The sequence below is a fragment of the Sphingobacterium sp. UBA2480 genome (assembly GCF_002341965.1).
Lineage (GTDB): Bacteria > Bacteroidota > Bacteroidia > Sphingobacteriales > Sphingobacteriaceae > Sphingobacterium > Sphingobacterium multivorum.
The window spans coordinates 351,206-365,736 of the sequence record NZ_DDPA01000008.1 but is presented as its reverse complement, the minus strand read 5'-3'; the positions used below and the strand labels follow the sequence as shown (position 1 = coordinate 365,736).

The window sequence follows — 14,531 nt, the reverse complement described above, 5'->3', positions numbered from 1 at the left end:
ATTGACACTATTTTACAACTGATGAGAGAAATACAATTCAGAGAAGCACTTCGTGAAGCAATGAACGAAGAAATGCGTAAAGACGACAAAATATTTTTATTAGGAGAAGAAGTTGCTGAGTATAACGGAGCTTACAAAGTAAGTCAGGGTATGCTTGATGAATTCGGTGCAAAGCGTATCATTGATACACCTATTGCCGAACTTGGTTTTGCTGGTATTGCTGTTGGTGCTGCAATGAATGGTTTGAAGCCAATTGTTGAATTCATGACATTCAACTTCTCACTTGTTGCAATTGACCAAGTAATTAATGCAGCAGCTAAAATTCACTCAATGAGCGGCGGGCAGTTCTCCATTCCAATGGTCTTCCGTGGCCCTACAGGAAATGCTGGTCAACTTGCAGCCCAACACTCTCAAAACTTCGAGAACTGGTTTGCAAACACACCTGGTTTAAAAGTTGTGGTGCCTTCTAATCCATATGAAGCTAAAGGTTTATTGAAATCAGCTATTATTGATCCAGATCCTGTTATCTTTATGGAATCTGAGGTAATGTATGGTGATAAAGGGCAAGTTCCTGAAGAAGAATATTACTTGGAAATCGGAAAAGCTAATATTATCCAAGAAGGTACGGATGTAACAGTTGTATCTTTTGGTAAAATGCTCCCTCGCGTTGTCATTCCTGCAGTTGAAGAATTGAAAAAAGAAGGTATCAGCGTTGAATTAATCGACTTGCGTTCGGTACGTCCTATCGATTACCCTACAATCATCGCGTCTGTTAAGAAAACAAACCGTTTGGTAATCGTGGAAGAAGCATGGCCACTAGCGTCTATTTCTACCGACTTAGCATTCAATGTACAACGTAATGCATTTGATTACTTAGATGCCCCAGTTATCCGCGTAAATTGTGCAGATGTACCTCTTCCTTATGCTCCAACATTGATCGAAGCTGCTTTACCTAGCGTTGAGAAAGTTGTTAAAGCTGTGAAAGAAGTATCTTATATCAAGAAGTAATACGAATTACATCCTTAAAAAAAATTAAAATCCCTTTTACACAGTAAAAGGGATTTTTTTTTATATTTTAAACTGGCCAATTGTTGCTTACTAAAAAAATTAAAATTCCATATATGAAAAAATTAAGAATTGCCTCTTTAATGGCTGTATTTGCATTTCTCGTGATATCTGCTTCCGCACAAAAGAAATACACATTACGTGTAAATCCCGATTCAGGGAAAAAAATATCACAAAATCTTGTGATGACCATGGATATTGACGCTGCTGGCCAAAAAATGGTGACAGACCTTAATATGGGCTTTGATATCACCAATACGACGAAAAAAGACAACATATTTGCGTTCGATCTTAAATATACCGGAATCAACATGAAAATGAATATGGCAGGAATGGATATGACTTACGACTCTAAAAACCCCGAGGCCAATGAATTTTCTAAACAGATGCATGCTACGTTAGGCAAGTTGCTCGAAAATAGCATTAGCTTTAATGTTGATCAACTTGGCAAATCTTCCGATATCAAGTTGCCTGAGGGCATTAACATGCCATTTGATAAAAGTATGTTCGAAAATATAACTACAGTATTGCCTGAACAGCCGATTAAAATAGGTGATTCTTGGACTTCCAAAACTGAATCAGATGATTCAGGCATTTCAGTAGAAAACAAAATGACTTTAATAGAAGCAAATGAGCTAGGCTATAAAGTAAATGTTGAAGGAAAAATGTTCGGTCCGGATGCAAATCAGGTAGGCAACGTGCAGGGCTTCTATGTCTTGGATAAAAAGACCTGCCTTACCACGAGTACAGAAATGACAAGTGCCGTGGATATGCCTGAAGCAAAAATAAAGACCACCTTAAAAACCCAATAAACGACGAAAAATAAAATAGGGGCCTTTTGGCCCCTATTTTATTTTTTTATATATCAAATTTATGCGTTGATCTCTTCTTTGTACTGATCAGCAGATAACAAAGCGTCAACATCAGCAGCGTTGTTCAACTTAATACGAACAATCCAGCCTTCACCATAAGGATCAGAATTGACCAATTCAGGAGATGCATCAATAGCTTCATTCACCGATAAAATCGTAGCTGCTACAGGTAAAAACAAATCAGAAACTGTTTTTACGGCTTCAATTGTACCGAAAACTTCATTAGCGGCTACTTCTTCACCTACAGTGTTTATGTCAACAAAAACGATGTCACCCAATTCACGTTGAGCGAAATCGGTAATCCCTACAACTGCTTCATCACCTTCAACACGAATCCATTCGTGATCTTTGGTGTATTTCAATTCTGCTGGAAAATTCATTGTATTTAATTTTTTGATTTTTAATGCCGTGAAGTTACAAAATATCTTTAATTGTCAAAAATGATATTCATCATAACATTTTTGTGTTTATTTTTAAGCTATGAATCCTCAAATCGAAAGACTTTACCAAATTTCACAAAAGAAAGAACGTCGTATTATTGGCCTGATGTCCGGAACATCCCTGGATGGTCTTGATATCGCCGTGTGCCGCATAGAAAATGCAGGTAAAACAACGAAAATACAGCTCGAGAATTTTACTACAATGGTTTATGAGGATGATTTTAGAGAGCGGGTGCGTGAAGTTTTTGCAAAACGAAATATCGACCAGCAATTATTTTCGGGACTCCATGCTTATATTGGAGTCACGCATGCCAAATTAATCAACACAGCATTGCAACAATGGAATCTATCAAGCAGTGAGATTGATTGTATAGCCAGCCATGGGCAAACCGTATACCATGCTCCTCAATCGTTGACCAAAGACCGCAACTGGCCCAACAGCACTTTACAGATTGGAGATGGAGATCATATCGCGGTAGATACAGGTATCATAACCCTATCTGACTTTAGGCAAAAACATATTGCTGCAGGAGGAGAAGGGGCACCTTTGGCAGCCTATGGCGACTACCTTCTTTTCTCGCATGCAACAGAAAATCGATTCTTATTGAATATTGGCGGTATTTCTAATTTCACATTTATCCCAAGCCATCAAACAAAGTCGAAAGCTTATGCGACAGATCTCGGTCCAGGCAATACAATGATGAACCAATACATGAAGGTAAATTTTGATCAGGAAATGGATAAAGATGCCTATATGGCTAAAAAGGGCCAAGTAAATGATGCGCTATTGAATCAATTATTAACGGAGGAGTTTCTAACGCTGCCCTTTCCAAAAACCACTGGGCCGGAACTATTTAATCTCGCTTATCTCGCAAGGGCACAGGATTGTTCGAAAACAAGCCATATTCCACATGAGGATGTTATGGCGACCCTCAATCGCTTTGCTGCTCATGCGATGGTCAATGGCATTCGCAAGCAGTCAGAAGGGCTATCCGATGTAGCGGTGTACATTAGTGGTGGTGGACTACACAATCCATTGCTGTTCGATTACATCAAAAGGAGCCTACCTACTTGTAACGTTGAAAGTTTTGCAACATTGGGTATCAACCCAGATGCAAAAGAGGCCGTTCTCTTTGCGCTATTAGCAAATGAGACTTTGGTAGGCAACAAATCCAATGTAGCGCAAATTAAAGACTCTCCCGCTGTCTGTATGGGCAAAATCAGCTTGCCTGAATAATTATTCTGTATCGATGGCTTCTTGTAAAAACTCTTTAAAAGGAAGCATACTTTTATAGGAAGCCACGATATTATCCAGCGCATTTTTTGCAGATAACTCCTTTGTAGTTAAAGATCTATCCAACACAAAACTTTTCAATTTGATAAAGTCAATAAACGGATTATCTTCACTATAGCCGGCCGGTGCACGTTTCAGTAAATCTTCTTTGAAAAGCGTAATATTACTGCCAGTCAATACTGTTTTTAAAATTTCATCCAATTTATCACCACTGTAATCAATTTCTTGTCTTATTGCCTCTAAATGTTGCTTTTCAGGACGCCAATACCCACAGGCGATAAATGAATTTTCCGCTCCAATATGAATATAGTACTCTGGTCCCTGCAACTTTCTTCCATCAACAGAAATTCCTGCCCCAAACCAACTTTTATAAGGAGTTTTATCATTTGAAAAGCGTGTATCCCGGTAAATGCGAAACAAACATTTACTTGCTTGAATGGAAGTATTAATTTTAGGGTCAAACTCGCTCAATGCAGCAATTAAATCTGTCAAAAAATTTCTCACATCAGCCAATGCAGCTTCATATTTAGCTCTGTTATCGGCAAACCACTCCCGAGAATTATTGGCTTTCAATTCCGTTAAAAAATCAAATGTAGATTTTTGAATGTGACTCATAATACAATCAATTGATTAAAATTAAGAAAACATAGACCATAGGTGCCGCTAATAACAACCCATCAAATCTATCTAAAAAACCACCATGTCCAGGCAATATATTTCCGGAATCTTTTACGTGCAAACTACGCTTTAACATAGACTCTACTAAATCCCCCAATGTTCCAACAATACTGATAATTGCCGCAATACTTACCCATTGCCAAAGTGGAAGATAACCAAAATATTTTTCCAGATTTACAGCAGCAACAATAGCCAAAATCAAGCCCCCAAAGAAACCTTCCCATGTTTTCTTTGGTGAGATCCGTTCGAATAATTTACGTTTTCCAAAGCTTCGTCCAGCGAGATATGCCCCGGTATCGTTTGTCCACAATAAGATCAAAAAACCTAAGGGCAGTACATAGTTAAAAGTACCTTGCAGAAACCCTAATTTGGAAAATAGGAAGAAAGGCAATGTAACATAAGCTATACCCAAAAAAGTATAGGCAATATCATTGAAAGGAAAAGTTCTCTTCTGAAAAAGTGAAATAATATAAGTCGCACTTATAAATGGGATAATCAGTGCTAAAAATTTTACCGCAAGCAGGTCCATCGAAACTAATAAGCCCAAAACAAATAAGAGTAAGGCCAGTGTTATGCCTATCCACTTATTTGGGGCGCGTTCTTCGGATGAAACTATTCCATAGAATTCATAAAGACACCATGTACTGAGCAGTGTAAAAAAAATGGAATAGACATAAGCGCCCAAAAGAGTGGCAGCTATCATGACAGCCACAAAGATTACTCCCGTTATTGCTCTTGTTTTCATTTCTTAAAGCCCTCTTTCTGCTTCCTCAATTAATGTTTCGGCCAGATCAATAGATCCTTCACTGACATAGAGTTCAATTTTCCCAAATAAATAAGAAGAATCTTGTTTATTCATTGCGACAGTAGGAATACCATTTTCTTCCAGCATTTGCTTGACTATCTCGGCTTGAATCGCATTTGTATATGTTTTAATTTTTTTCCAATCGTTCTCCATTATTTTCTTTTTGCGTTGATCTATAAAATAAGAATACAAAAATAAGAGTAAAAATGAAGCCTACAAGATATATCCACCAAGATTGCAATTCAAATGCATTGAATTCATCATAACTCTTACCCTCTCTTACGTAATAAAATGCCCCGATTGTGGCTCCGGCATTGTTGACAAAGTGTCCAAAAATGGGCAGTACGATGTTCTTGCTCCATACATAAAGATAGCCAAAAAAAGCGCCCAATAACATGCGGGGAACAAAACCAAAAAATTGCAGATGTATCGCACTGAAAATAATGGCAACAAGCCATATAACCACATGCTGATTGCTCAACCATCTTCCCATTATTTTTTGCAAAACACCGCGGAACAACAATTCTTCACCTATGGCCGGAATCAAAGCCAGTATAACAATATTATACAAAAAGCCGGATACACTCGACTCCATAATAATAACCTTGATTAAATCGGCCGATTCCTTTTCACTACGCTCCATCCAACGCTGCAAAGATTGCATATTATCGGGCAATTGTAAGGATTCATTCCAATGACCGATCAGACTCATCAAAGGCATAAAAGAAAGCATTGCTAAAAATATATAGCCAAATTGCATTCCGCTAGGCCAATTTTTCAATTTAAAATAGGCTATACCATATCCTTCGCGTGTATTCATCAGATAAGCTGGCACAACAAAAGATCCCAAGCTACTCATTAACAACATAAATCGCATATCATTGGCAGATCCATTCAATATAGACTCCAAGGAGAAGACCTGCCCTGTAAATGAATAATAACTTGCAATAATCAGAATGGCAATAATCTGCGAAAGAATGGAAAAACCAATAACCATTAAGATCAAACGTAATAAAGATTGAAACGGATGGGGTGTTTTTTCAGGAAACATATCTAGTAAATATCAGTTAAAGATAACAATAAAAGCAAGATTTATTAAAATTGTCATGTCCAATCAAATTTTAGCATCTGATTTGTATTGGCCTAATGAAAACGAATGATATGATCTAATTACGATAAAAACTACACGAGATATATTCAATCATCTCGGATATGGATGCAGTTACATACAAACTATATGATCAAAAAAGGGCTTTGAATCTCTTCAAAGCCCTTAGATTTATACTCTTTTAATTCACCCGAATAGGATCGGCTGGTTTTTGTAAATTTTTGTAAGGATATGTTTTCATTTCTTCCAACAATATCTTCACCGTTCTTTCAAGTTGAGGATCACGACCCTCCAAAAGATCTTTAGGCAATTGTTCGATAAATACATCAGGAGCCACACCTTCATTTTCAATAATCCAATTTCCTTTGAGGTCATATACACCGAAGTTTGGCGAAGTAATACGGCCGCCATCCAATAAAGGAGGATAGCCACTTATGCCAACCAAAATCCCCATTGTCGTACGACCAACCAATTTACCCAGCCCTTTAAAACGGAACATATAAGGCATCATATCGCCACCTGAACCTGCATTTTCATTAATGATCATGGCTTTAGGTCCATAAATACCATTTCCTGGTGTAGTAAATCCTTTTCCATCACGAATTCCCCAGCCAGCAATCAGTTCACGGGACAAAAGATCAATGACATAATCGGCCACCCAGCCACCACCATTGTTTCTTTCATCCATCAGAAGAGCCTTTTTATCCATCTGAGCGAAATAATAACGATTGAAATAGGTATAACCTTCAGCACCGGTATTTGGCATGTAAACATAAGCTATTTGCCCATTACTCAATTCATTTACTTTCTTACGGTTCCTTTCAACCCATTCCATGCTCCGCAAATTCATCTCGTCGCTAAACGAGATCGGTTTAACGATTACTTCACGAGCGCCGACCAATGAAGGTTTTGAATTGACCTTCAACGTAACTTGTTTACCAACAGTATTGTCAAATAAACTATAGATATCCTTATCTTCAGTCAATTCAGCACCATTAACAGCAACAATATAGTCTTCTTCTTTGATGTTTAATCCCGGTTCAGCCAATGGGGCTTTGAACGATGGATTCCATTCAAGACGCGTAAACAATTTAGCAATCTGATAGTAACCATTCTTTAACGTATAATCTGCTCCCAACACACCAACTGAAACCGACGGCGTGGAAGGTTGATCTCCAGGATAGATATAATTGTGTCCCACGACCATTTCTCCCATCATTTCATTCAATAAATAACCAAGATCAGAACGATGGTTTACAAAAGGCAGGAATTTTTCATATTTGGTTTTCATCGCTTTCCAGTCAGCACCATGCATGTTTTCAACATAAAAATAGTCTTTTTGCATTGACCAAACTTCATTGAATACCTGTTTCCATTCGGCAGCGGGATCCACCAATTGCTGAATTCCGCCTAGCTTAACTTCGCCGGCAGTAGGAGAGGCTACTTTTTGCCCAGCTGTTACAATATTGAATCCATTTCCCGTTTGATATAACATCTTCTTACCATCGGCGCTAATAACAAAACTACGGGCATTTTCCACTAAGGTTTTGTTTTCGAGATCCTTAAAATCATATGCTCCGATTGTTCCCCCACGTTGGTAAGTCAATTGATTTGGCACTAAACCATTCAAATTCCAATAAGGTCCAGCAGGTAAAGGGAGGGCAACTATTCTGTTTTCTATACGATCGAAGTCAACTTGAATAGATTTATCAATGGGCTTACTTGCCACTGCCTCTTCCTTTTTATCCTTTTTAGGTGATTTTTTATCGTTTTCTTTTACACGATCTTTTTTATCACCATCTCCTTCTTCCTTTTTATCCACCTTATCCTCACGGATTTGTTCCTCATCACTATCATTCTTAAAGAATGATGGTGTTTTACTGGATAAAATAAAGCCATATACGGCATAATCAACATTACGCTGCACCGCGGACATATGTAAGCCAGAATTTGTCAACCCTGTATTTGTACTCGCTGTAAAAAATAGATATTTACCATCCTGGGAAAAAGCTGTACTACGCGCAGAGCTCATACCATCCGTAATTTGCTGAGTTTTCTTTGTATCCAAGTTATACATAAACACAGCGGGTACCCCATTTTCCAATGTACGTATAAAAGATATCCATTTTGAATCAGGAGACCAGCTTGGTTGGAAATGATTGGATACACGGCCAGTTTGACCGCTCAATTTATCGTCTGCAACTTTAACAATGGCCTTTGAAGCGATATCAATATAAAACAGATTAAGATGTGAATCATTGTAAAACAACTTCTTGGAATCCGGTGACCATGTTGGTTCGAAATAGAAGTTCGTTTCTCCTAAGTTAAAGTACAGGGGTTTATCTTTTCCAAATTGATCCATCAGCACCAACTGATAAGATCCATTTTTGTCTGAAATATAAGAAATCCATTTTCCATTTGGAGACCAATCCGGAAAACGCTCATGAGAACCCGGAGAATTAGATAAATTTCGGGCTTCACCTTTCTCCTTAGGTACCGTAAATATCTCTCCCCGCGCCTCTAATAATGCCCGTTGGCCTGTTGGCGATAGGGTAGCATAACGTATATCGTCCTTAATGTCTTTATAATACGGTCTTTTATACATTACATCTGTATTCACCGTAATATGCAAAGGAGAGACTTTATTATCGCCCAGATTTAGTGTATTTAATACGCCAGCATATTCAAAGATCAACTCAGTCCCATTTCCATTCAGCGAACGCACATCGTAATCTTTAAAATCCGTTAGCTTTTCTACCTTTTTGGATTTGGTATCATAACTATAGATGTTAACAATTTTATCACGATCGGAAAGGAAGTAGATCTTATTTCCCAACCACAATGGTTTAACATCATTACTTTTAACCTGCGGAATAGCTTCTATTTCTTTGGTTTTCGTATCGAAGATCCAAATTGTCGGCATACCACCACCCCGATAACGTTTAAAGGCAACTCGATCTCTTTCAGTAGGATCAGTGTTCTTGATATAAGCCCAGTAACGACCATCAGCAGAAGGGCTTCCCTGAGTCGCCTCAGGCATAATAAGCGCCTTGTCCATTCCTGACATTTGAATATTGGAACTGTATAATCGTGGACTTAAAGCATAGGTGAAATCACGAGATGTCGTATAATATACTTCATCATTATTGAGCCATCCCCGCAATACATCCGAAGAAGGGTGATAAGTGATCCGTTTGGGCTCACCACCCGTTACAGGGATTACATATACGTCTGTATTTCCGTCATAATTTCCTGTGAATGCAACTTTCTTGCCATCTGGAGAAAACATTGGATTCTGTTCCACTCCAGGATTTGTTGTAAGGCGTCTCGGATTAGCTCCGTTTTTTTCGGCAATCCAAATATCTCCACCATAGACAAAAGCAATATTGTTGGCGCTAATACTTGGATTTCGAAGCAATAGGGTTTCTTGCGCTTTTGTTTGCAGAAAGGATGTACCGAGCAAAAAGGCAGCAAATAACTTGAAATGAGTTTTATTCATAAACGTTTAAAGGTTAAATTTACCACACACAAAACTACACTTTTGTAAGCGGACCTAGTTAGTATATCAACAAAGTTGCATAAAAAATATGACAAAAAAAAAGTCCTGCTTTCCAGCAGGACCTTCCTTTATCTATTGAGGATTAGAAACCGTACTCTTGTTCGATTTCTAACACAATTCCTTCATCAACCAAAACGCGACCACAGTGTTCACAAATGATGATTTTCTTACGTTGACGTATTTCTGATTGCATTTGAGCAGGAATCTTATTATGACATCCTGAACAGCTATCACGATCGATCGAAACAACAGCAAGTCCGTTTTTAAACGAGTTACGCAAACGGTAGTATACCTTTACCAAACGTTCTTCGATATTCGCTTCAGCCTCAGCAGCTTTTGCTAACAATGCATCTTCTTCTTTTTGAGTTTCAGAAGTAATTGTTTCCAATTCTTTCTTTTTTCCCTCAAGTTCGCTTTTGCTATACTCAAGATTTCCTACAGTAGTATCGTAGTTTTCTGTTTTGTTACGAATCTCAAATTCTGCTTCTTTGATTCGTTTCTCGCAAACCTGAATCTCAAGACCTTGGATTTCTATTTCTTTCGAAATAGCGTCGTACTCACGATTATTCTTTACCTCATTCAGCTGCGACTCATATTTTTTGATAGCAGCTTGGGCATCCTTAATCATGTTTTTACGCTTAACGATCGAATCTTCTAAATCGTCTAAGTCTATTCTGATCTTCTCAATACGAGTCTCTAAGCCCGCAATCTCATCTTCAAGATCTGCAACTTCCATAGGCAATTCACCACGAACTTGGCGAATTTTGTCTATTTTAGTATGTACGGCTTGTAACAGCCATAATGCTTTCAATTTTTGTTCTACGGTTTGTTCCATCAACTGTAGTATTTTATAGGATTTGTATCTATTTCTGTTGTTAAGGTTGCAAAGTTAGGAAATTTTTTCGTAATAATGTCGTACAATAATTCTTGCGTAAATTGTTCGCTCTCAAAATGTCCCGTATCTGCAATCACGATTTCACCTTCAGCATCAAAAAATTCATGATATTTATAGTCTGCTGTAACAAAAAAATCAGCACCAGAACGTTTGGCTGCACCGAGTAAAAATCCCCCCGAGCCACCACAGACCGCTACACGACTAACTTTTTTATCTAATAAGGCTGTATGACGAATGACATTCAACCTCAGTCTGTCCTTAAGATAAGCTAAAAATTCCAATTCAGCCATTGGTTCAGCCAAATTTCCAATCATTCCTGCACCGATTTCAGCAGCCGTATTTTGAATATCAAACAAATCATAAGCTACTTCCTCATAAGGATGAGCTTCATAGAGTGCCAAAAGTAACTTTCTTTCAATAGATTTCAGGTAGATAACCTCAATTCGTGTTTCCTCAACACGCTCTTGAACACCAATCTCCCCAAGGGTAGGATCGGCCCCTTCTAAAGGTCTAAAACTACCATAACCCGCCGCATTAAAACTACATTGATCATAGTGTTTTCCGATTTTACCTGCGCCCGCATCAAACAATGCCTGTCGGACATCTTCAACATGACTCCTAGGTACAAAAACGACCATTTTTCGCAATACATTTGTTTTAGATTCCAGTATAGCCTGATTTTCTAATCCCAATTTATCGGCAATTTTCGTATTCACTCCACCGGTAACATTATCTAGATTCGTATGAATGGCATATAATGCAACTTTATGTTCAATTGCTTTAATAACCGTACGCTCCACATAATTTTTCCCATTAAATTTTTTTAGCCCCCTAAATACAATGGGATGATGCGAAATAATTAAATTACACCCTTTATCAATGGCTTCTTTTACAACATCTTCTGTGCAGTCCAACGAAATGAGCACCTTTGTAATCTCTCTATTGGCGTCGCCCACAATAAGGCCAGCATTATCATAAGACTCTTGCAAATCTAAAGGAGCCAATTGCTCCAAATAGTCAATGACTTCTTTAATTTTCATGGTCTACAATTACCTCCTTTTCTCTAAATTTATTATGTTCCTCTAAAATTCTTCTATTCGCGTTAATTTCAAACCAGTAATTAGCCAATGTCACAAAATGCATAATGATCAGTACACCGGAAATAGAAAGTGGGAGCGGAATATTTGTCGCCAGGTAAATCCATGCATATAGCGATCCTTTCCTAAACGTAGGGTTTTCCTCCACAGCTATTTTTCGATCATAAAATTCATTGATCAAAGAATCCCTTAGACGCGAAGCAACCTGAAAATTCCAATAAATATTAACCAGCGGAATTGCAGCTAACCACGATTGGTTGGGCGTCATTAATCTATTTTCTTTGGCGACCAATTTTAATGTCTTTCGAATTGTATTTGCAAATAGAAGCCATACGATAATACGTATGGCAACAATACCCATAGCGGTATAAATTACTTCAGGCTTACTTAACTCTCTTATTAATTCCTCTTGCGTCATTGAACTATTTATTGCTTATTTATTATTCCTGTTCCAACAAATCTACTAATTCTTTCAACTTTTTTATTTGTGGATTATGATCTCCAACAAATTCGACTGTTTTAAAACCTATATTTTTTGCCTTCCTATAAAACGGGTAAAAATCATCATCCTCAATTGTTTTGCCATCCTCATAAGTCAAAATGTAAGTACTTGGAATTTTAAGTCGTTTCGGATTTTTTAAACTGATCTTGTCTGTCATTGTTCTTAACGGGTGGGGGACATCCCTAGGAAGCTTCTTAATGTCCTTCACCCAGAAAGGAAAAATATAACCATCCTTTTCTAATTTTAACAGTCCATTTGCTGCACTGGATTTACCCATTAAGTTCATTACAGATTGTTGATCCTCCGGTAGTATAGCATCCAAGTAAACCAATTTACGGATTCTATCCGGAAGACTATCTGCCACAGCCGTGATAATCATCCCACCATAACTATGTCCGACCAATATAATATCATGGAGATCCTCAAACAGGATCGTATTCACAACATCATCGACATGCGTTTGTAATCGGATAGAAGTATCTGCTAAATGATAACGCTCACCCAGGCCTGTTAGTGTGGGTCGGTACACCTCATTTCCCTTTTTAGCTAACTCAACCGCCGTATTTTTAAACTGCCAAGCACCACCCCAAGCTCCATGGACAATAACATATGTAGAAGACTGTGCAGCAAGATCTTTACTGAATCCAACTAATGAAAACAAAAACATAATAGACAATAATCTACAGTAATTCATCGTGTTATATATTAAATCATTCTAGACGGTTAACAAACTCTATTCAGCATTTATTCTGATACCCTGGTTTACATATTTATTAAAAAACAAAATGTAAGCACTCACTTACTTTATTAAAACATACTTCACTCATGTAAAAACAGCTTCTAATTTCATCATTAAACTTCATCAATGAAAATAGGGTAGGGGGGAGCTCTAAAAACATCATGCATAAAGTAAAAAAATAGTCGGCTTTTTATGATAATCATACGATCGTTTTCGCCACTCACCAACTGTCAAACTTTGTATATTTTCGTCGGCAGCTGTTACATTTGACGCAACACAGAGTAAGGTGGAAGGTTTACATATTTTTAGTAGATCGGCTAAAAGCTGATTATTTCTAAATGGAGTTTCAATAAAAATTTGCGTCTGCTTTTCACGTGCTGATTGCTGTTCGAGATTTTTAATCTCCTTAGCTCGATCAATTTTATCGATAGGCAAATAACCATGAAAGGCAAATTTCTGACCGCTAAATCCGGAAGCCATAAGTGCCAGTAGAATAGAGCTTGGTCCAACAAGAGGAACTACCTTAATACCCAATTGATGTGCCCGCGCTACAATAGAAGCACCAGGATCAGCAACACCAGGACATCCCGCCTCAGACATTAATCCAACACTTTTGCCTTGTTTCAAGCCTTCAAAAAAATCATTTATATTTCCCTTGTCCCGCACATGTTTTCCATAATCATGGATCGTTAATTCGCTCTGCGGAATCTTTAAACCTGCAAGTTTTAAAAACTTGCGCGCCGTTTTTTCGTTCTCTACAATATACTCGTCCAATGAATTGATTGTTTCCACTAAATACGGAGTAAATGACTGGAAAGCTGCGTCATCACTCAATGGAACAGGAATTAAATATAAGATACCATTTGCCATAATACAAACCTACTAATTAAGGTCCATTTGGTTATACTAATTTTAAACTTAGCATTATTTAACCTTTTAAAATGATTATAATTTAGATTTTTAAACTCATTATTAGTATTTTAGCGTAAATATTCATTGCAACAATAAACATCATTCAAATGATCACACAAATTACAGAAGGCGTAAAAATCTCGGTTGAAACCATCTATCAATCGGAGTATTCGAATCCGGACCGTGAACATTTCATGTTTGCTTATCATATCAGCATAGAAAATCTCAGCGATTACACGGTTCAATTGATAAGTCGCTATTGGAAAATTTTTGATGCAAAAGGAGACTATAGGGAGGTATCTGGAGAAGGAGTAGTAGGCGAACAACCTATTATAGAACCTGGTCAGACTCATCAATACACCTCAGGTTGCAATCTCAATAGCGAATTCGGATTCATGGAAGGATATTATAATATGATCCGAACACTGGACAACGGCAGCTTTCAAGTTGAAATACCACGTTTCAATCTGATAGCGGATTACGCATTGAATTAATTTTATCAGGGCAGTATCATTATTGCCAATTAATCAAATAACGAAGCTTTTTTCGCATCGAATAAGAAACT

Annotated in this window: 15 protein-coding genes; 4 read left to right on the top strand and 11 right to left on the bottom strand. The window is 37.7% G+C overall.

Annotated features, from left to right (window positions below):
* The first annotated feature begins 21 nt into the window (after positions 1-21).
* Positions 22-1,008: a pyruvate dehydrogenase complex E1 component subunit beta gene (locus B3600_RS20345; RefSeq protein ID WP_046673190.1), complete on the top strand. Its 987-nt coding sequence runs from the start codon at positions 22-24 to the stop codon at positions 1,006-1,008.
* Between the two features lie 113 nt (positions 1,009-1,121).
* Complete coding sequence (locus B3600_RS20340) at positions 1,122-1,877, top strand: DUF6263 family protein (RefSeq protein ID WP_070562709.1); 756 nt, start codon at positions 1,122-1,124, stop codon at positions 1,875-1,877.
* Positions 1,878-1,936: 59 nt separating this feature from the next.
* Here the strand turns inward: B3600_RS20340 and gcvH are convergent, their stop codons facing one another.
* Entirely contained in the window at positions 1,937-2,317 is a 381-nt protein-coding gene (gcvH, locus tag B3600_RS20335) for a glycine cleavage system protein GcvH (RefSeq protein WP_286754217.1), read from the bottom strand.
* A gap of 100 nt (positions 2,318-2,417) precedes the next feature.
* Here gcvH and B3600_RS20330 point away from each other — a divergent pair, with 100 nt between their 5' ends.
* Entirely contained in the window at positions 2,418-3,614 is a 1,197-nt protein-coding gene (locus B3600_RS20330; protein ID WP_286754216.1) for an anhydro-N-acetylmuramic acid kinase, read from the top strand.
* Here B3600_RS20330 and B3600_RS20325 read toward each other — a convergent pair whose 3' ends face one another.
* The 10 genes from B3600_RS20325 to B3600_RS20280 all read right to left on the bottom strand — a co-directional run bounded on the left by B3600_RS20325 (position 3,615) and on the right by B3600_RS20280 (position 13,924).
* Entirely contained in the window at positions 3,615-4,286 is a 672-nt protein-coding gene (locus B3600_RS20325) for a DUF2461 domain-containing protein (protein WP_115046098.1), read from the bottom strand. It lies immediately after the preceding gene.
* 7 nt (positions 4,287-4,293) lie between these two features.
* Positions 4,294-5,094: a phosphatidate cytidylyltransferase gene (locus B3600_RS20320; RefSeq protein WP_286754215.1), complete on the bottom strand. Its 801-nt coding sequence runs from the start codon at positions 5,092-5,094 to the stop codon at positions 4,294-4,296.
* Positions 5,095-5,097: 3 nt separating this feature from the next.
* Positions 5,098-5,307, bottom strand: coding sequence for a DUF2007 domain-containing protein (locus B3600_RS20315; RefSeq protein WP_070562697.1), 210 nt, complete (start codon positions 5,305-5,307; stop codon positions 5,098-5,100).
* Positions 5,282-6,205, bottom strand: a complete 924-nt coding sequence (locus B3600_RS20310) for a CPBP family intramembrane glutamic endopeptidase (RefSeq protein WP_286754214.1) — start codon at positions 6,203-6,205, stop codon at positions 5,282-5,284. The genes B3600_RS20315 and B3600_RS20310 overlap by 26 nt, the downstream gene beginning before the upstream one ends.
* A gap of 238 nt (positions 6,206-6,443) precedes the next feature.
* Entirely contained in the window at positions 6,444-9,761 is a 3,318-nt protein-coding gene (locus tag B3600_RS20305; protein ID WP_286754213.1) for a S41 family peptidase, read from the bottom strand.
* 142 nt (positions 9,762-9,903) lie between these two features.
* Entirely contained in the window at positions 9,904-10,656 is a 753-nt protein-coding gene (locus B3600_RS20300) for a zinc ribbon domain-containing protein (protein WP_070562689.1), read from the bottom strand.
* On the bottom strand, positions 10,656-11,756 hold the full coding sequence (locus tag B3600_RS20295; protein WP_286754212.1) for a Nif3-like dinuclear metal center hexameric protein: 1,101 nt from the start codon (positions 11,754-11,756) through the stop codon (positions 10,656-10,658). Before B3600_RS20295 ends, B3600_RS20300 begins: the two co-directional genes overlap by 1 nt.
* Positions 11,746-12,231, bottom strand: coding sequence for a hypothetical protein (locus tag B3600_RS20290; RefSeq protein ID WP_201639951.1), 486 nt, complete (start codon positions 12,229-12,231; stop codon positions 11,746-11,748). Before B3600_RS20290 ends, B3600_RS20295 begins: the two co-directional genes overlap by 11 nt.
* Positions 12,232-12,253: 22 nt before the next feature.
* Positions 12,254-13,009 (bottom strand): alpha/beta hydrolase, encoded by a 756-nt coding sequence (locus B3600_RS20285; protein ID WP_112375164.1) that lies wholly within the window; start codon positions 13,007-13,009, stop codon positions 12,254-12,256.
* Between the two features lie 204 nt (positions 13,010-13,213).
* Positions 13,214-13,924: an SAM-dependent methyltransferase gene (locus B3600_RS20280; protein WP_070562678.1), complete on the bottom strand. Its 711-nt coding sequence runs from the start codon at positions 13,922-13,924 to the stop codon at positions 13,214-13,216.
* A gap of 149 nt (positions 13,925-14,073) precedes the next feature.
* On the opposite strand from B3600_RS20280, the gene apaG reads away from it, so the two are divergent.
* Positions 14,074-14,460: a Co2+/Mg2+ efflux protein ApaG gene (gene apaG / locus B3600_RS20275; protein ID WP_046673176.1), complete on the top strand. Its 387-nt coding sequence runs from the start codon at positions 14,074-14,076 to the stop codon at positions 14,458-14,460.
* The last annotated feature ends 71 nt before the right edge of the window (positions 14,461-14,531 follow it).